General features: G+C 72.3%; 26 protein-coding genes. 16 read left to right on the forward strand and 10 right to left on the reverse strand.

The window, feature by feature from the left end:
* Window positions 1–160 precede the first annotated feature (160 nt).
* Window positions 161–1,585 carry an amidase gene (locus MQE23_RS05880; protein ID WP_020275700.1) on the forward strand — a complete coding sequence of 475 codons (1,425 nt, stop codon included), beginning with the start codon at window positions 161–163 and terminating at the stop codon, window positions 1,583–1,585.
* Between the two features lie 73 nt (window positions 1,586–1,658).
* Window positions 1,659–2,105, forward strand: a complete 447-nt coding sequence (locus MQE23_RS05885; RefSeq protein ID WP_020275701.1) for a type II toxin-antitoxin system PemK/MazF family toxin — start codon at window positions 1,659–1,661, stop codon at window positions 2,103–2,105.
* On the opposite strand, the gene MQE23_RS05890 is transcribed toward MQE23_RS05885, so the two are convergent.
* Complete coding sequence (locus MQE23_RS05890) at window positions 2,068–2,910, reverse strand: TIGR02452 family protein (RefSeq protein ID WP_020275702.1); 843 nt, start codon at window positions 2,908–2,910, stop codon at window positions 2,068–2,070. The genes MQE23_RS05885 and MQE23_RS05890 overlap by 38 nt on opposite strands.
* Before the next feature lie 291 nt (window positions 2,911–3,201).
* Here MQE23_RS05890 and egtA point away from each other — a divergent pair, with 291 nt between their 5' ends.
* The 5 genes from egtA (at window position 3,202) to MQE23_RS05915 (ending at window position 7,925) form a co-directional block, all read left to right on the forward strand.
* On the forward strand, window positions 3,202–4,515 hold the full coding sequence (gene egtA, locus MQE23_RS05895; protein ID WP_243378454.1) for an ergothioneine biosynthesis glutamate--cysteine ligase EgtA: 1,314 nt from the start codon (window positions 3,202–3,204) through the stop codon (window positions 4,513–4,515).
* Entirely contained in the window at window positions 4,512–5,849 is a 1,338-nt protein-coding gene (gene egtB, locus MQE23_RS05900) for an ergothioneine biosynthesis protein EgtB (RefSeq protein ID WP_243378455.1), read from the forward strand. Before egtA ends, egtB begins: the two co-directional genes overlap by 4 nt.
* Window positions 5,849–6,640 carry an ergothioneine biosynthesis protein EgtC gene (gene egtC, locus MQE23_RS05905; RefSeq protein ID WP_243378456.1) on the forward strand — a complete coding sequence of 264 codons (792 nt, stop codon included), beginning with the start codon at window positions 5,849–5,851 and terminating at the stop codon, window positions 6,638–6,640. Before egtB ends, egtC begins: the two co-directional genes overlap by 1 nt.
* A complete protein-coding gene (gene egtD, locus MQE23_RS05910) occupies window positions 6,637–7,599 on the forward strand; it encodes an L-histidine N(alpha)-methyltransferase (RefSeq protein ID WP_243378457.1) in 963 nt (320 codons plus the stop codon). Before egtC ends, egtD begins: the two co-directional genes overlap by 4 nt.
* A 110-nt stretch (window positions 7,600–7,709) precedes the next feature.
* Entirely contained in the window at window positions 7,710–7,925 is a 216-nt protein-coding gene (locus MQE23_RS05915; RefSeq protein ID WP_020275707.1) for a dodecin, read from the forward strand.
* 24 nt (window positions 7,926–7,949) lie between these two features.
* Here MQE23_RS05915 and MQE23_RS05920 read toward each other — a convergent pair whose 3' ends face one another.
* Together MQE23_RS05920 and MQE23_RS05925 are read right to left on the reverse strand one after the other, a co-directional pair.
* Window positions 7,950–8,195, reverse strand: a complete 246-nt coding sequence (locus MQE23_RS05920) for a hypothetical protein (protein ID WP_020275708.1) — start codon at window positions 8,193–8,195, stop codon at window positions 7,950–7,952.
* A 90-nt stretch (window positions 8,196–8,285) separates the two neighbouring features.
* On the reverse strand, window positions 8,286–8,780 hold the full coding sequence (locus MQE23_RS05925) for a hypothetical protein (RefSeq protein WP_243378458.1): 495 nt from the start codon (window positions 8,778–8,780) through the stop codon (window positions 8,286–8,288).
* Window positions 8,781–9,471: 691 nt separating this feature from the next.
* Here MQE23_RS05925 and MQE23_RS05930 point away from each other — a divergent pair.
* The 5 genes from MQE23_RS05930 to MQE23_RS05950 all read left to right on the forward strand — a co-directional run bounded on the left by MQE23_RS05930 (window position 9,472) and on the right by MQE23_RS05950 (window position 14,570).
* Window positions 9,472–10,680: a right-handed parallel beta-helix repeat-containing protein gene (locus MQE23_RS05930; RefSeq protein ID WP_243378459.1), complete on the forward strand. Its 1,209-nt coding sequence runs from the start codon at window positions 9,472–9,474 to the stop codon at window positions 10,678–10,680.
* 392 nt (window positions 10,681–11,072) lie between these two features.
* On the forward strand, window positions 11,073–11,522 hold the full coding sequence (locus tag MQE23_RS05935) for a DUF485 domain-containing protein (RefSeq protein WP_020275711.1): 450 nt from the start codon (window positions 11,073–11,075) through the stop codon (window positions 11,520–11,522).
* On the forward strand, window positions 11,516–13,111 hold the full coding sequence (locus MQE23_RS05940) for a cation acetate symporter (RefSeq protein ID WP_243378460.1): 1,596 nt from the start codon (window positions 11,516–11,518) through the stop codon (window positions 13,109–13,111). The genes MQE23_RS05935 and MQE23_RS05940 overlap by 7 nt, the downstream gene beginning before the upstream one ends.
* 111 nt (window positions 13,112–13,222) lie before the next feature.
* Window positions 13,223–13,393 (forward strand): 50S ribosomal protein L32, encoded by a 171-nt coding sequence (gene rpmF / locus MQE23_RS05945; protein ID WP_010043581.1) that lies wholly within the window; start codon window positions 13,223–13,225, stop codon window positions 13,391–13,393.
* 4 nt (window positions 13,394–13,397) lie between these two features.
* A complete protein-coding gene (locus MQE23_RS05950; protein WP_243378461.1) occupies window positions 13,398–14,570 on the forward strand; it encodes a GTP-binding protein in 1,173 nt (390 codons plus the stop codon).
* On the opposite strand, the gene MQE23_RS05955 is transcribed toward MQE23_RS05950, so the two are convergent.
* A complete protein-coding gene (locus MQE23_RS05955) occupies window positions 14,513–15,244 on the reverse strand; it encodes a nucleotidyltransferase domain-containing protein (protein WP_037672073.1) in 732 nt (243 codons plus the stop codon). The genes MQE23_RS05950 and MQE23_RS05955 overlap by 58 nt on opposite strands.
* Before the next feature lie 145 nt (window positions 15,245–15,389).
* Between MQE23_RS05955 and MQE23_RS05960 the strand changes: the two genes are divergently transcribed.
* Both MQE23_RS05960 and MQE23_RS05965 read left to right on the forward strand, forming a co-directional pair.
* Entirely contained in the window at window positions 15,390–16,388 is a 999-nt protein-coding gene (locus MQE23_RS05960; protein ID WP_243378462.1) for an LLM class flavin-dependent oxidoreductase, read from the forward strand.
* An 11-nt stretch (window positions 16,389–16,399) separates the two neighbouring features.
* Window positions 16,400–18,748, forward strand: a complete 2,349-nt coding sequence (locus tag MQE23_RS05965) for an excinuclease ABC subunit UvrA (RefSeq protein WP_243378463.1) — start codon at window positions 16,400–16,402, stop codon at window positions 18,746–18,748.
* 14 nt (window positions 18,749–18,762) lie between these two features.
* Here the strand turns inward: MQE23_RS05965 and MQE23_RS05970 are convergent, their stop codons facing one another.
* The 5 genes from MQE23_RS05970 to MQE23_RS05990 all read right to left on the reverse strand — a co-directional run bounded on the left by MQE23_RS05970 (window position 18,763) and on the right by MQE23_RS05990 (window position 23,928).
* Window positions 18,763–19,590: a lysophospholipid acyltransferase family protein gene (locus MQE23_RS05970; protein WP_243378464.1), complete on the reverse strand. Its 828-nt coding sequence runs from the start codon at window positions 19,588–19,590 to the stop codon at window positions 18,763–18,765.
* On the reverse strand, window positions 19,590–20,357 hold the full coding sequence (locus MQE23_RS05975) for a GNAT family N-acyltransferase (RefSeq protein WP_037669051.1): 768 nt from the start codon (window positions 20,355–20,357) through the stop codon (window positions 19,590–19,592). The genes MQE23_RS05970 and MQE23_RS05975 overlap by 1 nt, the downstream gene beginning before the upstream one ends.
* Window positions 20,358–20,565: 208 nt before the next feature.
* Entirely contained in the window at window positions 20,566–21,315 is a 750-nt protein-coding gene (locus MQE23_RS05980; protein ID WP_020272496.1) for a succinate dehydrogenase/fumarate reductase iron-sulfur subunit, read from the reverse strand.
* The gene (locus MQE23_RS05985) at window positions 21,312–23,258 is read right to left on the reverse strand and encodes a fumarate reductase/succinate dehydrogenase flavoprotein subunit (protein ID WP_243378465.1); all 1,947 of its coding nucleotides are present in this window, start codon (window positions 23,256–23,258) and stop codon (window positions 21,312–21,314) included. The genes MQE23_RS05980 and MQE23_RS05985 overlap by 4 nt, the downstream gene beginning before the upstream one ends.
* 1 nt (window position 23,259) lies before the next feature.
* Window positions 23,260–23,928 carry a hypothetical protein gene (locus MQE23_RS05990; protein WP_020272498.1) on the reverse strand — a complete coding sequence of 223 codons (669 nt, stop codon included), beginning with the start codon at window positions 23,926–23,928 and terminating at the stop codon, window positions 23,260–23,262.
* A gap of 119 nt (window positions 23,929–24,047) precedes the next feature.
* Here MQE23_RS05990 and MQE23_RS05995 point away from each other — a divergent pair, with 119 nt between their 5' ends.
* Complete coding sequence (locus tag MQE23_RS05995) at window positions 24,048–24,932, forward strand: LysR substrate-binding domain-containing protein (protein WP_243378466.1); 885 nt, start codon at window positions 24,048–24,050, stop codon at window positions 24,930–24,932.
* A 19-nt stretch (window positions 24,933–24,951) separates the two neighbouring features.
* Here the strand turns inward: MQE23_RS05995 and MQE23_RS06000 are convergent, their stop codons facing one another.
* Window positions 24,952–25,563, reverse strand: a complete 612-nt coding sequence (locus MQE23_RS06000) for a peroxiredoxin-like family protein (RefSeq protein ID WP_243378467.1) — start codon at window positions 25,561–25,563, stop codon at window positions 24,952–24,954.
* 103 nt (window positions 25,564–25,666) lie between these two features.
* Here MQE23_RS06000 and MQE23_RS06005 point away from each other — a divergent pair, with 103 nt between their 5' ends.
* Window positions 25,667–26,281, forward strand: coding sequence for a TetR/AcrR family transcriptional regulator (locus MQE23_RS06005; RefSeq protein ID WP_243378468.1), 615 nt, complete (start codon window positions 25,667–25,669; stop codon window positions 26,279–26,281).
* The last annotated feature ends 22 nt before the right edge of the window (window positions 26,282–26,303 follow it).

Consider the following 26,303-nt stretch of genomic DNA (forward strand, 5'->3'; position numbering starts at 1 on the left):
AAGGGCGAGGCAGGGACGCGTCAATGGTTTGAACAGGAGCGGATGAGCCCAGTGAGGTAGATGTGGTCAGTGGGTGAATATCCACTCCTGCCGTCGGCGTTCCACCACCGGCCATCGGACGTTACCGTTCGGTAGAGAGGTTGCTTCCGGAGGTGTCCGTATGACGCTCGACCGAGCCGCAGGCCTGGCGGAGACCGCCCGTGCGCTGGCCGCCGGGGATGTGACGTCCCGGGCGCTCGTCGAGCGGACGCTGGCGCGCATCGAGGCGACGCAGGGCAGCATCAACGCCTTCCGGATCGTCCGGGCCGAGGCGGCGCTCGCCGAGGCCGAGGCCGCCGACCGGGAGCTGGCCGCGGGCGCGCGGAGGCCGCTGCTCGGGGTGCCCGTGGCGGTCAAGGACGACATGGACGTGGCCGGCGAGCCGACCGCCTTCGGCTGCTGTGGGGAGTTCCCGCCGGTCGCCGAGGACGGTGAGGCGGTACGGCGGCTGCGCGCGGCCGGGGCCGTGATCGTCGGCAAGACCAACACCTGCGAGTTCGGGCAGTGGCCCTTCACCGAGGGGCCGGCCTTCGGAGCCACCCGCAATCCGTGGAGCACGGCCCATACGCCGGGTGGTTCCTCGGGCGGCTCGGCCGCCGCGGTGGCCGCCGGTCTGGTGCCCGCCGCGCTCGGCTCGGACGGCGCCGGCTCGGTGCGGATCCCGGCCGCGTGGACCCATCTGGTCGGTATCAAGCCGCAGCGCGGCCGCGTCTCCACCTGGCCGCGCGGCGAGTCCTTCCAGGGCATCACCGTCAACGGCACCCTGGCCCGTACGGTCGCCGACGCGGCCCTGCTGCTGGACGCGGCGAGCGGCAACCACGCGCAGGACCCGCACCGGCCCCCGGCCGTGGACGCGTCGGCGGCCGTAGGCCGTGACCCCGGGCGGCTGCGCATCGCGCTCGCCCTCAAGCCGCCGTTCACGGCCGTTCCCGCCCGGCTGCTGCCTGAGGTGCGGACCCGGATCGTCGAACTCGCCGAGCAGCTGGCGGCGTTGGGACACACGGTCGAGGAGGCGGACCCGCCGTACGGGCAGATCGGGCTGACCTTCGTGCCGCGCGCGACGGCCGGGATCGCCGAGCGGGTGGCCGAGGCGCCCTTCCCGGCGCTGCTGGACCGGCGCACCCTGGGAGCGGCCCGGCTGGGCCGGCTGCTCGGCGGGGCACCGCTGCGGGCGGCCCGGCGGGCGGAGACCGTCCTGCACCGTCGTATCGGCGGGTTCTTCACCTCGTACGACATCGTCCTCGCGCCCACCACCGCCGCTCCCCCGCCCCGTATCGGCGCCCTGCTGGAACTCAGCGGCTTCGCCACCGACCGGGCGATGATCGCCGCCTGTCCGTATGCCTGGCCGTGGAACGTGCTGGGCTGGCCGGGCGTCAACGTGCCCGCCGGTTTCACGGCGGACGGTCTGCCCGTCGGGGCCCAGTTGCTCGGCCCGGCGAACAGCGAACCGCTGCTGGTGCAGGTGGCCGCGCAGTTGGAGGCGGAGCTGCGCTGGCACGAGAAGTGGCCCGCGCCGCCGGTCGCGGAACGGTCCGCTGCCGCCTGAGCGACCCGTGCGTGGTTCCGCACGGCGACCGGTCGGTGGCCGGGCGTGTGGGAGCAACGTCTAGGGTGCCCGCGTGACCGCGTTTACCGATGAGAACGTCCCGGGCCGCTCCGGCCCCTCCGCCACCACTCAGGCCGATCCGCGCGAGGTGGGCCGGGTGCGCACCGAGTACTCGCCCGCGCACGATGGCGACCCCGACCCCGGCGAGATCGTCTGGACGTGGGTGCCCTTCGAGGAGAACGACGGGCGCGGCAAGGACCGCCCGGTGCTCGTGGTCGCCCGCGAGCCGGCGGGGACGTTCCTCGCCGTGCAGTTGTCCAGCAAGCGGCATGACGGGGACCGGGAGTGGGTGCCGATCGGCAGCGGACCGTGGGACCGGTCGGGCCGCGAGTCCTGGGTCGATGTGGACCGGGTCCTGCGTCTGCACGAGGACGGCATGCGCCGGGAGGCCTGCGCCCTGGACCGTATGCGGTTCAACCTCGTCAGGCACCGGCTGCGGGAGCGCTACGGCTGGAACTGAAAGTCTGTTCGAAGGCGCCCCGCACCGCGGCGCCGGGCGTCCGGTCCAGCACCCCGAACACCACGTGCTCGAAGGCCTGCGCGAAGCGCCCGCCGGGTTCCAGCAGCGCCCGGAACGCCCCGGCGACCTGCGCCGGGTCGTTGCGGAAGACGCCGCATCCCCAGGCGCCCAGCACCAGCCGCCGGTAGCCGTGGGCGGCGGCCGTCTCCAGGACCCGTTCGGCGCGGACGGACAGGGCCGTCGGCAGTTCCGGGGCTCGTTCGGGTGCCGTGCGGTGCACCACGCCCGCGTTGGGCGCCGCCGCGGTCAGGAAGCCGGCGGTGTACGGCTCGTCCAGCAGGCGGCCCCGGTCGTCACGGAAGACGGGCACGGCGGGTGAGTGGATGACACGGTCCGTGTAGAACGGGTCGCGGTGGGCGCGGTGGTGGTCGTAGAACGCGCGGGCCCGGAGCAGGCAGGTGTACAGCGCGGAGGCCCGGCACAGGGCCTCTTCCTGGGCCTGGGCGCCGTTGAGGTAACCGCCGCCGGGGTTGCGGGCCGAGGCGAAGTTCAGCACGGCCACGTGTCCGCCGAGCCGGCGGGCCGCCTCCAGGCTGCTCTCACCCGTGACCTCGAGCAGCATCCGAGTCACCCGGGTGGAGGACACAGATACCGGCACCGGTTCCGGGCCGTACATGCGCGTGCCCTCGCGCGCAGCACGCAGCTCGTCGGCGATCGACACCTCGCGCCCGTCCGGTGCCCGGTAGGCCCCCGCCGCCACGATCTGCTCGGTCTGCTGTGCGACACCGCGCAGGCGCGCGCTCACGGCGCCACCCCCGTGTGCGCCGTGACCGCGTGCCGCGCGGCCGGTTTTGTCGTGCTCACGCAGGCATCGTGGGTGATGCCGACCGCGTGGCGCAACGGAGTTTTCGCCACCGGAGAACACCGGGGAAAGCGCCGGGAAACGCCCGGCCGGTCCGGACGACCGCCCCGGAACGCCCCGGTACGCCCCCTTGTGCCGAGCGACACGAGGGACTTGGGTGGGACGAGTGATCCCGGCCCGGGCCGCCGAAGAGCCCGGACCGGTGGCATGGTGGAATCTCAGGAGGATCCCGACATGTCTGATGCGTCCACTGCCCCGGCGGGTGGCTGTACCAAGCCGCACACCGCCCTGTCCGAAGCCGAGGTCGAAGCTCTGGTGCGCGGCATCTGCTTCAAGACCGGCCCGCCGCGCCGCCTCGGCGTCGAGGTGGAATGGCTCGTCCACGAGCTGCGCGCACCGCAGCTCCCCGTCACACCCGAACGACTCGACGCGGCCTACGCCGCGCTGCGGCCCCTGTCCCTGAGGTCGGCGCTCACCGTGGAGCCCGGCGGCCAGCTGGAGCTGAGCTCGCCCCCCGCCGCCTCCCTGACGGACGTCATCGCCACCGTCTCCGCCGACCTCGACGCCGTCCGCGCGGTCCTGCGCGGACACGGCCTCACCCTGGTCGGCCTCGGCCACGATCCCTGGCATGAACCGCGCCGGTTCCTGCGCGAACCGCGCTACGACGCCATGGAGGCCTGCCTCGACCGCACCGGCCCCTCCGGCCGCGCCATGATGTGCACCTCGGCCTCCGTGCAGGTCTGCGTGGACGCCGGCCACGAGGAGCCCGGGCCCCTCGGCCATGTGCGGCGCTGGTGGCTGGCCCATCACCTGGGCGCGGTCCTGGTGGCCGTGTTCGCCAACTCCCCGCTCGCCGGTCGCCGGCCGACCGGCTGGCTGTCCACCCGGCAGCTGATGTGGACCCGGATCGGCGCCGGCCGGGCGGGCGGCCCGCCCCTGGACGCCGACCCGCGCGGCGCCTGGGCCCGGCACGTGCTGGACTCCCCCGTGATGTGCGTACGGCGCGACGGCGGGCCCTGGGACGTCCCGGAGGGGCTCACCTTCCGCGAGTGGATCCGCACCGGCGTCCCCCGGGCGCCCACGCGGGAGGACCTCGACTACCACGTCACGACGCTGTTCCCGCCGGTCAGACCGCGCGGCCACCTCGAACTGCGCATGATCGACGCGCAACCAGGCGACGACGGCTGGATCGTGCCGCTGGCCGTGACGGCGGCACTGTTCGACGACCCGGAGGCCGCAGAGACCGCCTACCGGGCCGTGAAACCACTGGCCGAGCGCACACTCGGGATGCCCGCGCCGCACAACCCGCTGTGGGTCGACGCGGCCCGCAGCGGTCTGGCCGACGCCGAACTGCGCGAGGTGGCCGTCACGTGCTTCACGGCCGCGCTGGACGCCCTGCCCCGGCTCGGCGCCGCGCCCGAGGTCGTCGAGGCCGTCACGGCCTATCTGGACCGCTATGTCGTCCTGGGCCGCTGCCCGGCCGACGACCTGCTCGACCGACAGCGCGGCACGGACGGTCGCGCCCACGGGAAGGACCCGCGCTCATGACCGACACCAGCCCCGCTGTCGACACCGATACCGCCGACCCCGAGGTCCTGCGCGAGCGCGCGGTCGCTTCGCTGGTCGTCGCCCGTGACCGCACCACCCTGCTGACGAGCTGTGTCGAGGACCCCGACCTGACCGCACAGCACTCGCCGCTGATGTCACCGCTCGTGTGGGACCTGGCACACATCGGCAACCAGGAGGAGCAGTGGCTGCTGCGGGCCGTCGCCGGGCACGAGGCGATACGGCCCGAGATCGACGGCCTCTACGACGCTTTCGAGCATCCGCGGGCCGAGCGGCCGAAGCTGCCCCTGCTGTCGCCGGCCGAGGCACGCACGTACGCGGCCGATGTCCGTGGCCGCGCCCTGGACGTGCTGGAGAAGGCCGCGTTCCACGGGACACGGCTGACGGAGGCCGGGTTCGCCTTCGGGATGATCGCGCAGCACGAACAGCAGCACGACGAAACCATGCTGATCACCCATCAGCTGCGCCGGGGCCCGCAGGCGCTGACCGCGCCCGACCCGGAGCCGGTGCCGCTGTTCACCGGCCCGTCCGAAGTCCTCGTTCCGGGCGGCCCGTTCACGATGGGCACCTCCGACGAGCCGTGGGCCCTGGACAACGAACGGCCCGCGCACCGGCGCGAGGTGGCGCCCTTCCGGATCGACACCACGCCGGTGACGAACGGCGCGTACCAGGCCTTCATCGAGGACGGCGGCTACGACGACCCGCGCTGGTGGACGGCGGACGGCTGGGCCCACGTCCGCCGCAGCTCCCTCACGGCCCCGCTGTTCTGGCGGCGGGACGGCAGGCAGTGGCTGCGGCGGCGCTTCGGCGTCACCGAGGCCGTCCCGCCGGACGAGCCGGTGCTGCACGTGTGCTGGTACGAGGCCGACGCCTACGCACGCTGGGCGGGACGCCGGCTGCCCACGGAGGCCGAGTGGGAGAAGGCGGCCCGGTACGACCCGGCCGGCGACCGCTCCATGCGCTACCCGTGGGGCGACGCCGACCCGGGGCCCGAGCACGCCAACCTCGGCCAGCGGCATCTGCGTCCGGCGCCCGCCGGGAGCTACCCGGCCGGTGAGTCGCCCCTCGGCGTACGGCAGTTGATCGGCGACGTGTGGGAGTGGACGGCGAGCGACTTCCTGCCGTATCCGGGGTTCAGGGCGTTCCCGTACAAGGAGTACTCGGAGGTCTTCTTCGGCTCCGACTACAAGGTGCTGCGCGGCGGTTCGTTCGCCGTGGACGCGGTGGCCTGCCGGGGCACGTTCCGCAACTGGGACCACCCGATCCGGCGGCAGATCTTCTCCGGGTTCCGCACGGCCCGCTCGGAGGACGTCTGATGTGCCGTCACGTGGCGTACGTGGGGCCGGCGGAGCCGCTCGGCGGCTTCCTCGTGGATCCCCCGCACGGCCTGTACCGGCAGTCATGGGCGCCCCGGCGGCAGCAGTACGGGACGGTCAACGCCGACGGCTTCGGCGTGGGCTGGTACGCCGAGGGCGACCCGGTGCCGGCCCGCTACCGCCGGGCCGGGCCGGTCTGGGCGGACCTGTCGTTCGCCGATCTCGCCCGGGTCGTACGGTCCACCGCAATACTCGCCGCAGTGCGGGACGCGACGCTGTCGGGCGCGGACGCGGAGGCCGCGGCGGCGCCGTTCGCCGCGGGGACCTGGCTGTTCAGCCACAACGGGGCGGTCAAGGGCTGGCCCGGCTCGCTCGCGCCGGTGTCCCGCACCCTGCCGCCGGAGGACCTGCTGTCGCTGGAGGCCCGCAACGACTCGGCGCTCGTGTGGGCCCTGGTCCTGGCCCGGCTCAGGAGCGGCGACGAGCAGGGCCAGGCGCTGGCCGACACGGTCCTGGAGGTCGCCGCCGCCGCGCCCGGTTCCCGGCTCAACCTCCTGCTGACCGACGGCGACACCATCACCGCGACCGCCTGGGGCGACACCCTCTGGTATCTCAACCGGCCCGGCGGCGGCACCGTCGTGGCCTCGGAGCCCTACGACGACGATCCGCACTGGCAGGAGGTGCCCGACCGCACGCTGCTCGCGGCGAGCCGCACGGACGTGCTGCTCACGCCGCTGAAGGAGCCGGCCGACGCCTTCGTGCCCGCCTCACCCAAGGAGCCCCGTACGTGAGCCCGTTCCACCTCACCCGCACGCTGCCCGAGGACGCCACGGACGCCGCGCTGCGCGCCGACGTCCACCGGGGTCTGACCGGCCGTCCCAAGACGCTGCCGCCGAAGTGGTTCTACGACGCGCACGGCAGCGACCTGTTCGAGAAGATCACCGAACTGCCCGAGTACTACCCCACCCGCGCCGAACGGGAGATCCTCGTGGCGCGCTCCGGCGACATCGCCGCGGCGACCCGGGCCCGCACCCTGGTCGAGCTCGGCTCCGGCTCCTCGGAGAAGACGCGGCACCTGCTGGACACCCTGACGGACCTGCACACCTACGTCCCCGTCGACGTCAGCGAGAGCGCCCTCACCCAGGCCGGACAGGCGCTCGCCGCCGAGCGGCCGGGGCTCGACGTGCACGCGCTGATCGCCGACTTCACCGCGGAGCTGACGCTGCCGGAGACGCCGGGGCCGCGGCTGGTGGCGTTCCTCGGCGGCACGATCGGCAACCTGCTGCCCGTCGAGCGCGCCGCGTTCCTGGCGTCCGTGCGGGCCCTGCTCGCCCCGGGCGACGCGCTGCTGCTGGGCACGGACCTGGTCAAGGACGAGGAGGTGCTGGTCCGGGCGTACGACGACGCGGCCGGGGTGACGGCCGCGTTCAACAAGAACGTGCTCACCGTGATCAACCGCGAGCTCGGCGCCGACTTCGAGCCGGCCGCGTTCGACCATGTGGCGGCGTGGGACGCCGAGCACGAGTGGATCGAGATGCGGCTGCGCTCCCGTACGGCGCAGACCGTGAAGGTGCCGGCGCTCGACCTCGCCGTGGACTTCGAGGCGGGTGAGGAGCTGCGCACCGAGGTGTCGGCGAAGTTCCGGCAGGAGGGAGTGCGGGGCGAACTGTCCGCGGCGGGGCTGGACCTGGCCCACTGGTGGACGGACGACGCGGGCCGGTTCGCGCTGTCGCTGAGCGTGGTGCGCTGACGTCCCTGTGCCGCCTGGCGGCGGGGCGGGAGACGACGTCTCGCGCTTCGCCGCCGTTTGGGGCACGGTGGAGTCACGTGTGACACCCGTCACTGAAGAGGAGCAGCGGCATGTCGAACCACACCTACCGGGTCACGGAGATCGTCGGCACCTCCCCCGACGGCGTCGACGAGGCCATCCGCAACGGCATCAACAGGGCCTCGCAGACGCTGCGCAACCTGGACTGGTTCGAGGTGACGCAGGTGCGCGGGCAGCTCGAGGACGGGCAGATCGCGCACTGGCAGGTGGGGCTGAAGGTGGGGTTCCGGCTGGAGGAGTCCGAGTAGTCCGCCGCCCTGCTTCCGGCCGGCTCAGCCCGGCAGGGGTGCCGAGGTGGAGCGGCCCGGCCGCCTGCCCTCCGGCGGGTAGTCGCAGTCGATGCTGCTCACCTCCCGGTCGCCGTCCTCGGAGTCGACGATCGCCACACCCGTGCAGGCCCGGCCGTGTTCGTCCGTCCAGGTGACGATCTCGCTCCGGTCGGGCTTCGCACAGCCGCTGAGCAGTGCGACGCCGACGAGCGCGGCTGCCGCGAGCGCGCCCCTACGACTTCCCTTCATGGCATCCCCCGTATGTCCGCGGTCAGCTGTCCGCTGTCCTCTGTGCCCGGAGATACCCGGCGGAGGTGAACACTCCGCCAACGCGTGCTCTCAGGTGCGTCCTTCCCGCTCCTGCGCCACCTTCAGCTCGGCGGACCTGGCCGCCCAGTCGGCCCGTACGACGGTGAAGCCCGCCCGCCGGGCGTCCTCGCAGACCAGTTCGTCGTCGTCCACGAGGACGCGGATCGCGCGTGTGCGGGCGAGCCGCCGCAGGATCTCCAGCTTCGTGAACCGGGCGGGCCTGCGGTCGGCGTCGCGCCGCATGTACACCCGCCCCTCGGGCAGTCCCTGCGCGGCGAGCCAGTCGAGCGTGTCGCGCCGGCAACGCTCGGGCCGCCCGGTGAGGTAGACGATCTCGCACTCCCGCGCGCTCTCCTTGACCAGCGCGATGCCCTCCGGGAGGGGCGGGTCCTGGGGCGCCGCCGAGAAGAACCCGTCCCAGTCCCGCGGCCTGCGCTCCAGGAACCGCTGCCGGTGCGCGGTGTCGGCGAGGGTGTTGTCCAGGTCGAACACGGCCAGCGGGGCCGCACGGCGATCGTCACTCACGCCGCCCACCCTAGGCCGTCCGGCGGTCCCCGTCGCCCTCCCCGGGCAGGCCGACCGCGCGGGCGCCGGGGCCGGTCGGCGACGGCTCCCCGGCCCGGGCCCCGACAGGCGCGAACGCCGGACCGCACCCGGAGCGGGTGCGCCCCCGGCCCGTGCCGGCAGTACTCACCGACGTCTGCCCCGGTTCGGGGAGCGGGGCTGCGCCCACGGCCGACCGACATCCGGGCGGCGGGCCCGCTGCCCGGCTCGCCGTCTGCGGAACCCCAGGCCGGCCGGAGCCGTCCCCCGCCCGCGCCGCGGCCCGCCGGAACCGGAACCCCGCACACGGCCGAGACGGACACACCAGCGACGAGCCCACTGCCCGGCTCCCCGTCCACGGCACGCGAGAGTGCTCCCGGAGCTCGTCCCCCGCCGCGCGCCCAGACTCCCGTCCGAAGAAACGGGGCTTGCCCACGGCCCGACCGAGAACCGAGCAGCGAACCCGCTGCCCAGGCCCCGATCCACGAGAGCGCGAGACCGCACCGGAGCCCGCCCCCGCCCCGCGCCGCCCCGGCCGAGTCCGCAGGAACAGGGCCGTGCCCGGAGCCGGTCCATGGCCCCGCTCCCCGGCCGTGTCTCGCACCCCGGCAACCTTCACCCCCCTGGCGGTCACTGCTCTGCGACACCCACGCAGGTACAGGCAGGAGGCCGTATGCGTAACGCAGCGATCTGGTCCGTGGCGATGGCGGGGGCCGCGGTGGCCATGGCGCTGGGCGGGCCGGCAGGGTCGGCAGCCGCAGCGGGGACGACCCTGGTCGTGGCGGCGGACGGGGACGACTCCGGCCCCGGTACGCTCGACCGGCCGCTGAGGACCATTCAGCGGGCGGTGGACCTGGCGAAGCCCGGTGACACCATCAGCGTGCGGGGCGGGACGTACGCCCTCACCGACAACATCACCATCGCCGGCTCGGGGACCGCGTCCCAGCCCATCACCCTCTCGGCCCACCAGGGCGAGCGCGTGGTCGTCGACGGGGAGAAGCTGCCCGCCAGCCACACGCCGGTCGGCGGCAGCATCCCGCGTGTCGAGCGCGGGGCGATCCACATGGAGGCGTCGCACTGGCGGATCTCGGGCCTGGAGATCGTCAACGGCCCGTACGGCGTGTACTGCGACGGCTGCAACAGCAATGTCTTCGCGCGCCTGAGCACGCACGACAACTACGAGTCCGGCTTCCAGCTCCAGGGCGCCTCCAGCAACAACCAGATCCTGAACCTGGACAGTTACGGCAACCGCGACCCGCGCAAGAACGGCGAGAGCGCCGACGGCCTGGCCGTCAAGGAGGGCAGCGGTTCGGGCAACGTGGTGCGCGGCGCCCGGCTGTGGAACAACGTCGACGACGGCTTCGACGCCTGGAAGTTCACCTCCCCGGTCACGATCGAGAACACGGTGGCGTACGGCAACGGCTTCAACCGCTGGAACTTCCCCGACTTCGCGGGCGACGGGAACGGCTTCAAACTCGGCGGCGGCAGCCCGGCCCCGGCCGTGGCCCACACGGTCCGGGGCAGTGTCGCCTTCAAGAACGCCAAGCACGGATTCACCGACAACGGCAACCCGGGCGCCCTCGCCCTGAGCCGCAACTCGACGTACGCCAACGCCGGTACGGGCTTCGACGCCGACGTCTCGGGCGGGACCGCCAGGCTCACCGGCAACCTCTCCGTCGCGGACCAGCGCCCGGCGGCCGTCGGGTCCGGGACGGTCGCCAGCAGCAACTCCTGGAACATCGGCGGGACGTGGGACGCCTCCTCGGTCCTGAGCACCGACCCGGCCCTGCTCACCGGCCCCCGCGCGGCGGACGGCTCGCTGCCGAAGGCGCCGGCGTTCCTCGTCCCCCGGTCCGGCACCGCCGTCGGCGCCCGCTTCTGACCAGCCCGGCCGGAGAAATGGTCCGTACTATTCATCGACCGGGCCTTTTATGATCAAGCTGGCGCAGTATCGCCAACGTTCAACCGTGGCGTGAACGAGCCATGAACAGCCATCAATTGACCCTCACAGTTGATGGCTCAAGCGTCCCACTGACATACTCCGCATTCAGCCTCACCACCACCCGTGGGCGGGGCTGGTCGGGGATCCCCACAAAGAACCCCGAGGCCGTCCGCGTGAATCCGAACAGCGAGTTTTTCGGTTTCACGAGACCCCCACAGAGCCCGCACCCCCACAGTGCGTCCGGCGTCCCTCCACCCTGCTCGAAAGCCGGACGAGACCACTGACTCCAAGGGGTCGAGTGCGGGGCACGATGCAGCGAAGAAGGTGCGCCTGTGCCCGAATTTCCACCGCGACGGGACGACACTCCCACATTCCCACTTCCGCACATCGAACACACTCCGCCGTCTCGCATATCCGATCATCCCGAATTTCACTCTCTGCGTCGCGCGCAGCGCCGGTTCGGCACCCGGGCGACGATCCTGTCCGTCGGCGGATTCCTGCTGTATGTGCTGTTGTCGAGTTTTGTGCCCGCGGTGATGAACCAGCCACTGTTCGGCCACCTCACGATCGGACTCACCCTCGGCCTCGGCCAGTTCGTCATCATGGGCGTGACCGCGTGGTGCTACGTCCGGCACATGCGCACCCGGGTCGATCCGCTCGCCCGCGGCCTGAGGTCCCGGCAGCACGAGAACGACAGCCGCCGTGCCCGCTCGGCGGCGGCTCCGCCCCAAGGGTCCGGGCAGCCCCTCCAGCACGGCACAAGGGGGTTCCGCACGTGGTGACGCTCGCCGCCATCGACGACAGCAGCCTCCAGCTGACGTTCGTCCTGTTCCTGACCGTGGTCGTGATCACCCTGTTCACGGCTCTGCTGACGGCACCTCAGCGCGACGAGATCAGCGAGTTCTATCTCGGCAACCGCGCCATGTCGCCGTTGCGCAACGGCCTTGCCATGTGCGGCGACTACCTGTCCGCCGCCACCCTGCTGGGCAGCACCGGACTGGTCGCCCTGACCGGGTACGACGGGCTGATGTACCTCGGCGGCACCACCGTCGCCTGGATGATGGTGCTGCTGCTCATCGCCGAACCCCTGCACCGCACGGGCAAGTTCACCCTGGGCGACACGGTGGCGCTGCGGCTGCCCCGGCAGCAGCGGCCGGTGCGGGTCGCGCTGGCCGTCTGCATCCTGGCCATCGCGACCCTCTACCTGGTGGCGCAACTCGTGGGCAGCGTCGCCCTGTTGACCCAGTTCACCGGCGTCCCGAGCGGCACCACCCGCACCCTGTGCGTGGTCGTGATCGGTACCTTCGTGATCCTCTACGCCTCCCTCGGAGGCATGCCCGGAGCGACGGTCATCCAGATCATCAAGGCCGTGATGCTGATCGTGGGCGTGCTGTTCACCGCGGGCTGGGTGCTGTACCACTTCGACTGGAACCCGAACGCGCTGCTCGAGAGGGCGGCCGAGCGCAGCGGAACCGGCCTGACCTTCCTCGAACCCGGGCTGCGCTACGGCGGCACCGTCAGCAACAAGCTGGACTTCCTCAGCCTCGAACTGGCCATCGTCCTCGGCCTCGCCGCCCTTCCGCACGTGCTGATGCGCCTGCTCGCCCCGCGCACCAGCAGCGTCCTGCGCTCCTCCGTCGTGTGGGCCATCGGTCTGGTCGGCGCGGTCTGCTTCGGGGCCGGCATCCTCGGCCTCGGCGCCACCGCGCTCCTCGGCCGGGACGCCATCGAGAGCACGGACCGCACCGGCAACGCCTCCGTCCTGCTGCTCGCGCACGAGCTGGGCGGCAGTGTCCTCACCGCGCTGCTGACCTGCCTGGCGTATATGACCCTGCTCGCCGTGGCAGTGGGACTCACCCTGGCCGCGGCCTCGTCCCTCGCGCACGACCTGTACAGCGAGGTGATCCGCAAGGGCCGCGCGAGCGAGACGGAGGAGCTGACCGTCGCCCGGCTGTCGGGTGCGGTCATCGGCATCCTCGGCATCCTGCTCGCGCTCGTCGCCTGGGGGGCGAACACCGCGACGCTCGCGTTCCTCGCCTTCGCCATCGCGGCGTCCGCGATCCTGCCGACGATCATCTACACCCTCTTCTGGCGGCGCTTCACGGCGAAGGGAGCACTGCTCAGCCTTTACGGCGGTCTGGCCAGCTCCGTCCTGCTCGCCGTGTTCTCCCCCGTCGTCTCCTCCGCCCCGGCCTCGTTCTACCCCGAGGTCGACTTCGCCTGGTTCCCGCTCCAGAACCCCGGCATCGTCTCGATCCCCCTGGGCTTCCTGCTGGGCTGGCTCGGCACGGTGCTGGACAAGGGCCCGGCCGAGGACGGCACCGCACACGAGGAGTTCGAGGTGCGGATGCTCGTGGGTGCCGACGACTGACGCACCGGACCGGGACACCGGGCGACGGGCACGGGCACCGAGGACGCGAATTGTTAATGGGATCCATTTTCATGTAGCGTCCTCGGTGCCTGCCCACCGAGGAGGAGTCCCATGGCTGTCCCGAAGCGGAAGATGTCCCGCAGCAACACCCGTCACCGCCGCGCCCAGTGGAAGGCCGCCACGCCGACGCTGGTCCCGGTCACCGTCGACGGCGTCCGTCACCTCGTACCGCAGAACCTGGTCAAGGCCTACGAGCGCGGGCTGCTGCGCCCCGAGGGCTGACACCGTGTCGTACGAACGGCTGCCCGTCACCGTGCTCTCCGGATTCCTCGGGGCGGGCAAGACCACCCTGCTCAACCATGTCCTGACCAATCGCGAGGGGCTGCGCGTCGCCGTCATCGTCAACGACATGAGCGAGGTCAACATCGACGCGGCCCTGGTGCGCGGCGGCGAGGCCGCCCTGTCGCGGACCGAGGAACGCCTGGTCGAGATGACCAACGGCTGCATCTGCTGCACGCTCCGCGACGACCTGCTGGAAGAGGTGGACCGGCTGGCCCGCGAGGGCCGGTTCGACCATCTCCTCATCGAGTCGTCCGGGATCTCCGAGCCGATGCCCGTCGCGGCCACCTTCGCCTTCGCCCGTGACGACGGCGCCACCCTCGACGACGTGGCCCTGCTGGACACCATGGTCACGGTCGTCGACGCGGCCAACTTCCTCGCCGAGCTGGAGAGCGGCGACGACCTCGCCGAGCGGGGTCTCGCCCCCTACGAGGACGACGAGCGCACCGTCAGCGATCTCCTCGTCGACCAGGTCGAGTTCGCCGACGTCCTGGTCCTCAACAAGCTCGACCTGGTCGACGAGGAGACGGCAGCCCGGCTGCGGGCGGCGCTGACCCGGCTGAACCCACTCGCCCGGCTGGTCCCGGCGACGCACGGCCGGGTGGACCTCCGCCAGGTGCTCGGCACCCGCCTGTTCGACCTGGAACGCGCCCAGCAGGCACCGGGCTGGGTCAGGGAACTCAACGGCGACCACGTCCCCGAGACCGAGGAGTACGGCATCTCCTCCACCGTCTTCCGCTCCGAACTCCCCTTCCACCCGGGGCGGTTGTGGACGTTCGTCACGGAGGAACTGGATGCCGGCACGTACGGGCGGATCCTGCGCTCCAAGGGCTTCTTCACCCTGGCGAGCCGCCAGCGGGTGACGGGCCTGTGGTCACAGGCCGGCTCCGTCGCCCGCTTCGAGCCCTCCGCGGCCCGGGACGGAGACACCCCGTTCGCACAGGAGCTGGTGTTCATCGGCACCGGGCTGGACGCCCCGGCCCTGCACTCCGCCCTGACCGGCTGCCTGATGGCACCCGGCGAGCCCGTACCGGCGGACGACCCGTTCCCCGCCTGGGACACCTACGGCATCGACGAGGCCTGCGAGCACGAGCACGACGTGGTGGTCCCCGCGGTGTAGAAGAGGCCGCGGACCCGGTGCAGCCACGCCTCGACGGCCGCCTCGTCGGGCCGCTCGGGCAGCACGGTGGGCGTCTCGTCGAAGGCGGCCTCGTAGTGCCTGAGCAGGGGCAACGCGGCCGCCGGGTCGGCGGCCACGCGCTCGCCGAAGGCGTGGTACTCCTCGGGGTCCTCGACGCGGATCTCCAGTCGGCCGGTGGTGTACAGCGACAGGCCCTGGTGACACAGCCGCTTCAGGTGCCGGGCGTGCTTCGCGGTGCGCTTCCGGGTGTCCGCCGAGAACGAGCCGTCCCCGCGGTTCTCGAGCCGGCGGAACTGCTGGGTGGCGTAACCGAGATAGGCGTCCCGGACGCGCTTCGCGCACAGGAACGACGCACGTATGCCGATCAGTTCGTCGCCCAGCGGGGTACGCACCTCGTACAGCTCGTCCGGGAGCCACACCAGCTCCATGGCGGTCGGATTGCCGCCGAGGGCGAGTCGGCACCACTTGGCGGCCTCGTGCAGGGTGCGGTCCGGTGCCGTGGTGACGTGGGACTCCTTCGGCGTGTGGAGCCCGTGCAGAGCCTCGGTGGGCGCGGCGAACATGCCGAGGCGGTCGATGTCCGAGCCCTGACGGGCCAGGCCGTACGCGGTCGAGCCGACGATGCCGGACAGCAGGACGTTCGCGACGGCCATGGCCGGTCCCCCCTCTTCACGCGCTGCACCCGGCGGCGCCGGGCCGTGCCGCTCCATTGTGCTGACGTGCGGGGATGCGGTCACCGGGTTTTCGGCGGGGCGGCGCCGGCGGGAATGCCGCGAGCCATCACGCGTTGAACCCGGTGTGAGTTCCTCGATCGCCACCACCCGCTTCTCCGTCCTCGACCGGTCCCGCACCCGCGAGGGGCACACGCATCCCGAGGCACTGCGCGACACCGTGCGGCTGGCCGGGGAGCTGGAGGGGCTCGGATACCACCGGCTGTGGGTCTCGGAGCATCACGGGGTGCCCGGGGTCGCCGGTTCCGCGCCGACCGTGCTGGCGGCCGCCGTCGCCGCCGCGACGCGGACGATCCGGGTCGGCACCGGTGGGGTGATGCTGCCCAACCACCGGCCGCTGGTCGTGGCCGAGCAGTTCGGGGTGCTGGAGTCGCTGTTCCCCGGGCGGATCGACATGGGTCTGGGGCGGTCCGTGGGCTTCACGGACGGGGTGCGCAGGGCCCTGGGCCGTGACAAGGAGGACGCCGAGGACTTCGAGGCCCAGCTGCGGGAGCTGCTCGGCTGGTTCCGGGGCACCTCCCCAACCGGTGTGCACGCCCGTCCCGCCGAGGGACTGACCGTGCCGCCCTTCGTCCTGGCCATGGGTGAGGGCGCCGGCATCGCGGCCCGGGCGGGTCTGCCCATGGTCATCGGCGACTTCAGGAACCGGGAGAAGATGCGGCGCGGCATCGATCACTACCGGGAGCACTTCCGCCCCTCGCCCTGGGCGAGCGAACCCTACGTGGTCGTCTCCGGCACGGTCGCGGTGGCCGGGACCCCCGAGGAGGCCCGTCGGCTGCTGACCCCCGAAGCCTGGGCGATGGCGTACTCCCGCACGCACGGCACCTTCCCTCCCCTGCCGCCCGCCGAGCGCGTCGAGGCGCTCGCCATGACCGGCAAGGAACGCGGCTTCTACGAGTCCGGCCTCACCGGCCACATCGCCGGCACCGAGGAGCAGGTCGCGCACGAGCTGGAGACGGTACTGAAGGAGACGGGGGCGCAGGAGGTCCTGGTCACCACCAGCACCTACGACCGCGAGGCGCTGCTGGACTCCTACCGGCGGCTGGCCGCGATCACCTCCGGTTAGAGTCGTTGCCCATGCACGACCCCCACGGCCCCCACGATCCGTACGTCCGTGTCCGCGGTGCCCGCGAGCACAACCTCAAGGGCGTCGACGTCGACATCCCCAGGGACGTGCTGGCCGTGTTCACCGGCGTGTCCGGCTCGGGCAAGTCGTCGCTGGCGTTCGGCACGATCTACGCGGAGGCGCAGCGGCGCTACTTCGAGTCGGTCGCCCCGTACGCGCGCCGGCTGATCCACCAGGTGGGCGCGCCGAAGGTCGGGGAGATCACCGGTCTGCCGCCGGCCGTCTCGCTCCAGCAGCGCCGCTCGGCACCCACCTCACGCTCCTCGGTCGGCACCGTCACCAACCTCTCGAACTCGCTGCGCATGCTGTTCTCCCGGGCCGGCACCTATCCGCCCGGTGCCGGGCGCCTCGACTCCGACGCCTTCTCACCCAACACGGCGGCCGGGGCCTGCCCGGAGTGCCACGGGCTCGGCCGGGTGCACCGTACGAGCGAGGAGCTGCTGGTCCCGGACCCGTCGCTGTCGATCCGCGAGGGCGCGATCGCCGCGTGGCCGGGCGCCTGGCAGGGCAAGAACCTGCGGGACGTCCTCGACGCGCTCGGGTACGACGTGGACCGGCCGTGGCGGGAGCTGCCCGCCGGCGAGCGTGAGTGGATCCTGTTCACGGACGAGCAGCCGGTGGTGACCGTGCACCCGGTGCGGGACGCGGACCGGATCCAGCGGCCGTACCAGGGCACGTACATGAGCGCCCGCCGGTATGTGATGAAGACGTTCTCGGACTCCAAGAGCCCGACCCTGCGCACGAAGGCCGAGCGGTTCCTCACCAGCACGCCCTGCCCGGCGTGCGGTGGCAGCCGGCTGCGGCCCGAGGCACTGGCGGTGACGTTCGGCGGCCGGACCATCGCCGAGCTGGCGGCGCTGCCGCTGGTGGAGCTGGCCGCCGCACTCGACGCGACGTCCGAGACCGCCCGGGTGCTCACCGACGACCTCATCTCGCGCATCGCGCCGGTCCTCGAACTCGGTCTCGGCTACCTCAGCCTGGACCGGCCCACCCCCACCCTCTCCGCGGGCGAGCTGCAACGACTGCGCCTGGCCACCCAGCTGCGCTCCGGCCTGTTCGGTGTCGTCTACGTCCTCGACGAGCCGTCGGCCGGGCTGCACCCGGCGGACACCGAGGCGCTGCTCGTCGTGCTGGAGCGGCTGAAGGCGGCCGGGAACTCGGTGTTCGTGGTGGAGCACCACCTGGATGTCGTACGTGGTGCCGACTGGCTGGTGGAGGTGGGTCCGGGCGCCGGCGAGCACGGCGGGCGGGTGCTGCACAGCGGCCCGGTCGCCGGGCTTGCGGCCGTCGAGGAGTCGGCGACGGCTCGCTACCTGTTCGACCGCTCCCCCGGCCCGGCGCGCGAGGTCCGCGAACCGAGCGGGTGGCTGAAGACCGGGCCGGTCACCCGGCACAACCTGCGCGGTGTGGCCGCCGAGTTCCCGCTCGGCGCGTTCACCGCGGTCACCGGGGTGTCCGGCTCCGGCAAGTCGACGCTCATCGGGGAGCTCACACAGGACACGCCCGGCGTGGGCCGGCTGGTCTCGGTGGATCAGAAGCCGATCGGACGCACGCCGCGTTCGAACCTCGCGACGTACACCGGCCTTTTCGACGTCGTACGCAAGGTGTTCGCGGCCACCGACGGGGCACGCGCGCGAGGCTTCGGTGTCGGCCGGTTCTCCTTCAACGTGGCGGGCGGGCGCTGCGAGACCTGCCAGGGCGAGGGGTTCGTCAGCGTGGAGTTGCTGTTCCTGCCGAGCACGTACGCGCCCTGCCCGGACTGCGGCGGGGCTCGGTACAACCCGGAGACGCTGGAGGTGGCGTACCGGGGGCGGAACATCGCGCAGGTGCTGGATCTGACGGTGGAGAGCGCGGCGGAGTTCTTCTCCGACACCCCGGCCGTGGCCCGCAGCCTCGGCACCCTGCTCGACGTGGGCCTCGGCTACCTCCGCCTCGGTCAGCCCGCGACCGAGCTCTCGGGCGGTGAGGCCCAGCGCATCAAGCTGGCGAGCGAACTCCAGCGCGGCCGGCGCGGCCACACGCTCTACCTCCTCGACGAGCCGACGACCGGCCTCCACCCGGCCGACGTGGACGTCCTCATGAGCCGGCTGCACGGCCTCGTCGACGCCGGGCACACCGTGATCGTCGTCGAGCACGACATGTCCGTCGTCGCGGGCGCGGACTGGGTCGTCGATCTCGGCCCGGGCGGCGGCGACGCGGGCGGCCGGATCGTGGCGGCGGGACCGCCGGCGGACGTGGCACGCTCGGCGGAGAGCCGGACCGCGCCGTATCTCGCACGCGTACTGTCCGGCTCTCGCTGAAGCGTCCGAGGCCGCTACGCCACCAGCACCGTGTGCGTCCACGCCGGTGCCGCCGTCTCCTGCGGTTGTGCGGCACGGGCCAGGGAGCGGCGGTCGGAGTGGGTGCCCGGGGGGATGGGGGCGCGGAGCTCGACCTCGGCGACCAGGCCGCGGGTCGTCGCGACCCGCCACAGGGAGGCGAGCAGGGTGTCGTCGCCGACGAACGCGGGCGCGGTGGTGGCCGTTCCGCCGGCGAGCCGGTAGCCGATCCGGACCGGCTGGACCGGCACCCCGGCGTCCAGGGCGGCCTGGAAGACGGCCCGGCGAAAGGTGCCCTGGGCCCGGCCGCACCAGGTGCTGCCCTCGGGGAACGCCGCGACGGCGGCGCCCTCGCGCAGGGCCCTGGCGATACGGGCGACGGTGTCCGGGAGGGCCCGCAGCCGGTCCCGGTCGATGAACAGGGTGCCGCCGCGGGTGGCCAGCGGCCCGGCGACGGGCCACCGCCGTACCTCGGTCTTGGCCAGCATCCGCGCGGGGCGAACGGCGGTGAGCAGCGGGATGTCCAGCCAGGAGATATGGTTGGCGACCAGCAGCAGTCCGCCGGTGGGGGCGGCGGCGCCGGTGATGCGGACCCGGACCCCCGCGGCCCGCACGAGCCACCGGCACCACCGCCGGATCAGGGATGCCGGTATCCGGGCACCGAACGGCGACAGCGCGATCCCCGCGAGCAGCAGCAGGACTATCCCGGTGAGCCGCAGCACGGCACGCGGCACGGCCCGCGCCGGCACCCCCGCCGACACCCCCACCGGCGCCTGCACACAGGCCTGCGGCGTGCAGGGCGCGGTGGGCAGCCAGGCGCTCATCAGGCGGGGACGAGGGACAGGAAGTGCCGCAGGTAGCGCGGGTTGACCCGGCTCATCGGCAGCAGCACGTACAGGTCGGCGACACCGAAGTCCGGGTCGTGGGCCGGTTCGCCGCACACCCAGGCGCCCAGGCGCAGGTAGCCGCGCAGCAGGGCGGGCAGTTCGACGCGGGCGGCGGGCGCCGGGCCCGGTACCCACGGCAGCAGCGGCCGCACGCGGTACTCCTGCGGCGACAGGTGCTTGGCGTTCACCCGGTCCCAGGTGGCGGAGGCGAGGGCGCCGCCGTCGGCGAGCGGGACGGAGCAGCAGCCGGCGAGCCACTCGTGGCCCCGGTCGACCATGTAGCGGGCGATTCCCGCCCAGATGAGGCTGATGACCGCGCCGTCGCGGTGGTCGGGGTGCACGCAGGAGCGGCCGACCTCGACGAGCTCGGGCCGGATCGCGGCGAGGGAGCTCAAGTCGAACTCGCTCTCGGAGTACAGGCGTCCGGCGACCGCCGCGCGCTCCGGCGGCAGCAGCCGGTAGGTGCCGACGACCTGGCCGGTCGTCTCCTCACGGACGAGCAGGTGGTCGCAGTACGCGTCGAACGGGTCGACGTCCAGCCCGGGTTGCGAGCCGGCCAGCAGGGCGCCCAGCTCCCCGGCGAAGACGTCGTGCCGCAGCCGCTGCGCGGCACGCACGTCCTCCTCGTTCCGGGCGAGGGCGACGGTGTAGCGGGTGGGGGCCGTGGGCTGCGCGGGGCGGTCGACGGTCAGTACGCCGGTCATGGCTCTCTCCTGGTCACGGGCCGGGGGCGGCGAGCGGTGCCGCCGTCACTGTTGTGCCCATGCCGCCTGACCTTCGCGTGACCAGTGCCGGGAGCGCGGATGCCGGGATGTTGAATGCCTGGAGCCCGGAAAGGCGAGACGGGGCCGGTGAGCACCAACCGGCCCCGCCCGTCCGCACCGAACGGCGAACGTTCCTACCTGCCCTGCTCTACCGCTTGCTCACCTTCCGCGTGGCCCGCAGCCACTCCTTGTTCATGCCGGTGATGGACATGAGCGGAATGCCCTTGGGGCACGCCGTGGCGCACTCTCCCGTGAGGGTGCACCCGCCGAAGCCCTCCTCGTCCATCTGCGCCACCATGTCCAGCACCCGCGTCTCGCGCTCGGGCGCGCCCTGTGGCAGCACGTTCAGGTGGTTGACCTTGGCGGACGTGAACAGCATCGCCGCACCGTTCGGGCACGCCGCGACACACGCGCCGCACCCGATGCACTCGGCGTGTTCGAAGGCGAAGTCGGCGTCCGGCTTCGGCACCGGTGTGGCATGTGCTTCCGGAGCCGCACCCGTGGGCGCGGTGATGTACCCGCCGGCCTGGATGATCCGGTCGAACGCCGAGCGGTCGACGACCAGATCCTTGATCACCGGGAACGCGGACGCCCTCCACGGTTCGATGTCGATCGTGTCGCCGTCCTTGAACGACCTCATGTGGAGCTGGCAGGTGGTCGTCCGCTCGGGCCCGTGCGCGTCGCCGTTGATGACGAGCGAGCACGCGCCGCAGATGCCCTCGCGGCAGTCGTGGTCGAAGGCGACCGGGTCCTCGCCCTTGAGGATGAGCTCCTCGTTGAGGGTGTCGAGCATCTCCAGGAAGGACATGTCGGAGGAGATCCCGTCCACCTCGTACGTGGACATGGCGCCTTCGGCGTCGGCGTTCTTCTGCCGCCAGACGCGCAGGGTGAGCTTCATGCGTAGCTCCGCTGGGTGGGGTGGACGTACTCGAAGACCAGGTCTTCCTTGTGCAGGGTCGGAGCCTCGCCGGTGCCGGTGAACTCCCAGGCGGCCGCGTACGCGAACTCGTCGTCCTTCCGTTCGGCCTCGCCGTCGGGCGTCTGGGACTCATCGCGGAAGTGGCCGCCGCAGGACTCGCTGCGGTGCAGCGCGTCGAGGCACATCAGCTCGGCCAGCTCCAGGTAGTCGACGACGCGGTTGGCCTTCTCCAGCGACTGGTTGAACTCCTCGCCGGTGCCGGGCACCTTGATGCGCCGCCAGAACTCCTCACGGATCTGCGGGATGCGCTCCAGCGCCTTGCGCAGCCCGGAGTCGGTGCGGGCCATGCCGCAGAACTCCCACATGAGTTCGCCGACCTCGCGGTGGAAGGAGTCGGGCGTGCGGTCGCCGTCGACGGACAGCAGCAGGTTGAGCCGGTCCTCGGTCTCGGCCAGCACCTCCTGGACGACCGGGTGGCCGGCGTCGACCCGGTCCCCCAGCGGGTTGCGGGCGAGGTAGTCGTTGATGGTCGCCGGGAGCACGAAGTAGCCGTCGGCCAGTCCCTGCATCAGCGCGGAGGCACCGAGCCGGTTGGCCCCGTGGTCGGAGAAGTTGGCCTCGCCGATCGCGAACAGGCCGGGGATGGTGGTCTGCAGGTCGTAGTCGACCCACAGTCCGCCCATCGTGTAGTGCACGGCGGGGTAGATCCGCATGGGGACCCGGTACGGATCCTCGTCGGTGATCCGCTGGTACATGTCGAAGAGGTTGCCGTACTTGGCCTCTACGGCCTTACGGCCCATGCGCTCGATGGCGTCGGCGAAGTCGAGGTAGACGCCCTGCCCGCCGGGGCCGACGCCCCGTCCCTCGTCACAGACGTTCTTCGCGGCGCGGGAGGCGATGTCACGCGGCACCAGGTTGCCGAAGGAGGGGTAGATGCGCTCCAGGTAGTAGTCGCGCTCGTCCTCGGGGATCTCGTTCGGCGGGCGGTCGTCGCCCTTGGCCTTCGGCACCCAGATGCGGCCGTCGTTGCGCAGCGACTCGCTCATCAGCGTCAACTTGGACTGGTGCTCGCCGGTGCGCGGGATGCAGGTGGGGTGGATCTGGGTGAAGCAGGGGTTGGCGAAGTAGGCGCCGCGCCGGTGCGCCCGCCAGATCGCGGTGGCGTTGGAGTTCATGGCGTTCGTCGACAGGTAGAAGACGTTGCCGTAGCCGCCGCTGGCGAGTACGACGGCGTCCGCGAAGTACGTGTCGATCCTGCCGGTGATGAGGTCCCGGGCGACGATCCCGCGCGCCCGCCCGTCGACGACGATCAGGTCCAGCATCTCCGTACGCGGGTGCATCTCGATGTTGCCCGCGGCGATCTGGCGGCTGAGGGCCTGGTAGGCGCCGAGCAGCAGTTGCTGTCCCGTCTGGCCGCGGGCGTAGAAGGTCCGCGACACCTGGACGCCGCCGAAGGAACGGGTGTCGAGCAGGCCGCCGTACTCGCGGGCGAACGGCACGCCCTGGGCCACGCACTGGTCGATGATCTCGACGGAGATCTGGGCGAGGCGGTGGACGTTGGACTCGCGGGCCCGGAAGTCGCCGCCCTTGACGGTGTCGTAGAACAGCCGGTGGACGGAGTCGCCGTCGTTGCGGTAGTTCTTCGCGGCGTTGATGCCGCCCTGCGCGGCGATGGAGTGGGCGCGGCGCGGGGAGTCCTGGTAGCAGAACTGGACGACGTGGTAGCCCTGTTCGGCGAGGGTGGCCCCGGCGGAACCGCCGGCGAGGCCGGTGCCGACGACGATGACGGTGTGCTTGCGCCGGTTGGCGGGGTTGACCAGCTTGGCCTCGAAGCGGCGCTTGTCCCAGCGCTCGTGGACGGGGCCCTTCGGGGCCTTGGTGTCGACGACCGGTTCACCGGTCGCGTAGTCGGTGTAGGTCATGTCAGCTCACCACTCCGGTCATGACGCCCACGGGTACGGCGATGAACCCCGCCGTGAGCAGCAGCGCGAGGACGTTGGCGACGGTCTTCAGGGCGCGGTCGCGGGTGCGGCTGCCGGCGCCGAGGGTCTGGGCGGCGCTCCAGAAGCCGTGCCTCACGTGCAGGCCGAGCGCGAGCATCGCGACGATGTAGATGACGTTGCCGTACCAGGTGGAGAAGGTGTCCAGCACGTTCTGGTACGGGTGGCCGGGCCGGAAGCCGGGGTGCACGGTGCCGGTCGTGAGGTCCAGGATGTGCCAGACGATGAACAGCCCGAGGATGACCCCGCCCCACCGCATGGTGCGCGTCGCGTAACTCGCGCGCGGCCTCTTGTGCACGTACTTGCTGGGCCGTGCCCTGATGTCGCGGCGGCTGAGCTGGTATGCGGACACGGCGTGGGCCACGACGGCGGCCACCAGCACGATCCGGACCAGCCAGAGCGTCCACTCGTAGTGCATGAACGGCTCGCCGACGGTGCGCAGCCAGTGGGCGTAGTGGTCGAACTCGCCGGCCCCGAAGAAGATCTTCAGGTTTCCGATCATGTGGACGACCAGGTACAGCAGCATGATCAGCCCGCTGACCGCCATCACGGTCTTCTTGCCGAGGGTGGAGTCCCACACGGTGCGTGCCATGGACGGCCGTCGGTCCGTCCGCGTTGCCAGAGCCATGGCACAGCACGCTACGGACGCGGAGCCGATCGGTCCAAGACATGGTCCAGCTTGATTCCATAGCCTGGGGCTATCGTACGAGTATGCAGTTCCAGCAGCTCCAGTACTTCGTGGCCGTCGCCGAGACCCGGCACTTCACGCGGGCCGCCGATCTGGTCCATGTCGCGCAGCCGTCGCTGTCGCAGCAGATCAAGGCGCTGGAGCGGGAGCTGGGCGCGGACCTGTTCCTGCGGGCCCGGGGCAACATCACGCTCACGGACGCCGGGGAGGCCCTCCTCCCCCTGGCCCGGCGCATCCTGGCGGACGCGGACACGGCCCGGCACGAGGTGCTGGAGCTGGTGCAGCTGCGCCGGGGGCGGGTGCGGCTCGGCGCCACGCCCAGCCTGTGCACGGGCCTGCTGCCGGACGTGCTGCGCGCCTTCCACGACCGCTATCCAGGTATCCAGCTGCTGATCGAGGAGGGCGGTTCGCACGACCTGGTGCGGGAGCTGGCACGCGGCGCGCTGGACCTCGCCCTGGTGGTGCTGCCCCTGCCGACGCCGTCCCCGGCGCTGACGACGGTGGAGCTGCTGCGCGAGGACCTGGTCGTGGTCTCCTCCCCGGACGCGCCGAGACCCGGCCGGGGCCGGCGCACCGTACGCGTGGCCGACCTGGAGGACGAGCGCCTGGTGATGTTCCGGCACGGCTACGACCTGCGCGAACTGACCGTGGCCGCGTGTCGCGCCGAGGGGTTCGAGCCGGACTTCGCGGTGGAGGGCGGGGAGATGGACGCGGTGCTGGGGTTCGTGCGGGCGGGGCTGGGGGTGGCCGTCGTGCCCCGGATGGTGGCCGCGCGGTCCGGCCGTGGACTGAGGGTGACGCCCCTGGACCGTCCCGGTCTGCACCGGACCATCGCCCTGGCACACCGCAGCGATGTGGCTCCGCCGCGGGCGGCCCGGGAACTGCAGCGGATGCTGCTGGAGCGGTGAGGCGCCCGCGGGTCCCGGCCTACGACTGCGGCTGCCGCGCCGGAGGGTGGCCGAGGGCCGGCCGGTGGGAGGACGCCAGGTGCAGGAGCTCGTCGACCGGCCACTGGTCGTAGACGTGCTCGCCGTACTTGGCGGCGAGGACCCGGCCCTCGGGACCGATGAGGAAGTCGGCGGGCAGGCCGAGCCTGCCGCCCGGCTGGCTGGTCGCGGGGAGCCGTTCGCGGCCACGGAGGACTTCCCACCCACCGCGCAGCACCGCCCTGACGACCGGCCACCAGGCGCGCGGGCTGAGCAGGGCACGGGGAGCCGACTCGACGCCGAACTCGGCGTACAGCCGCTTGCCGGGGTCGGCGACGACCGCGAAGGGCAGGTCGGCGGTGTACCGGCGCAGCTCCTCGGCAGGTGAGTGGAAGACCACGACCTCACGGATGCCGGCGGCCTCGATCTCCGCGTGCCTGCGGACCACCGACCGCAGGTGCAGATGGCACACCGGGCAGCCGGCGAACCGCCGGAACTGGAGGTGGACCAGGCGCTCGGGATCGGGGACGGCGACGGGGTCGCCGGAGACGGTGGCCAGGTGGCGTCCGGTGACGGTGGAGCCGGACTTCACCGGCCGCGTGGGCCTGCGCATGAGCATGAGTGCCCCTTCGTAGGTGTACGGCGTACTCCTACCGAGTGTAGGCGTATGCCGTACACCTAACAAGGTTGGCGTATGGCGTACGCTGAACGTCGTCATGCCACGCCCCCGCTCACTCAGCCATGCCCGGCTGGCCTCGGCCGCCCTCGCCGTGATCGACCGCGACGGGCTCACCGGGCTGTCCATGCGCTCGGTCGCGAAGGAACTCGGGATGAGCACGATGGCGCTCTACCGGTATGTGGACGACAGGCAGGAGCTGGAACGGCTCATCGTCGACCTCGTGCTGGGCACCGTGGACACCGAGCCGCCAGGCCCCGAGGCGTCCTGGCAGGAGCGCATCGAGGTGCTGGTGGTTCGGCTGCGGGACGCCGTGGCCGCCCATCCTGAGATCGTGCCCCTGACCGTCGCCCACCGGCACCGGTCCCTTGCCGGGCTGCGCTGGTCGGAGTCCGTGCTCGGCGTGCTCACGGAGGCGGGATTCGACGGCGAGCAGCGGGTGATCGCGCTGCGGGGCCTGCTCGGGTACGTCATCGGCGCCATCCAGCTGGAGCACCTCGGGCCCCTGGCCGGCGAGGGCACGGTCGCCATCACCGAGCTGCCGCCCGACGCCTTTCCGCACATGACCGAGACCGCCCGCAACGCCCGGAAGGTCAGTGCCGACCGGGAGTTCCTGGGCGGTCTCGCGCTGCTGCTGCGCGGGCTGGGCACCTGACCCGGCACCTCGCAGCGGCCAC

Origin of the sequence: Streptomyces sp. HP-A2021 (genome assembly GCF_022807935.1) — a bacterium.
GTDB classification, from domain to species: domain Bacteria; phylum Actinomycetota; class Actinomycetes; order Streptomycetales; family Streptomycetaceae; genus Streptomyces; species Streptomyces afghaniensis.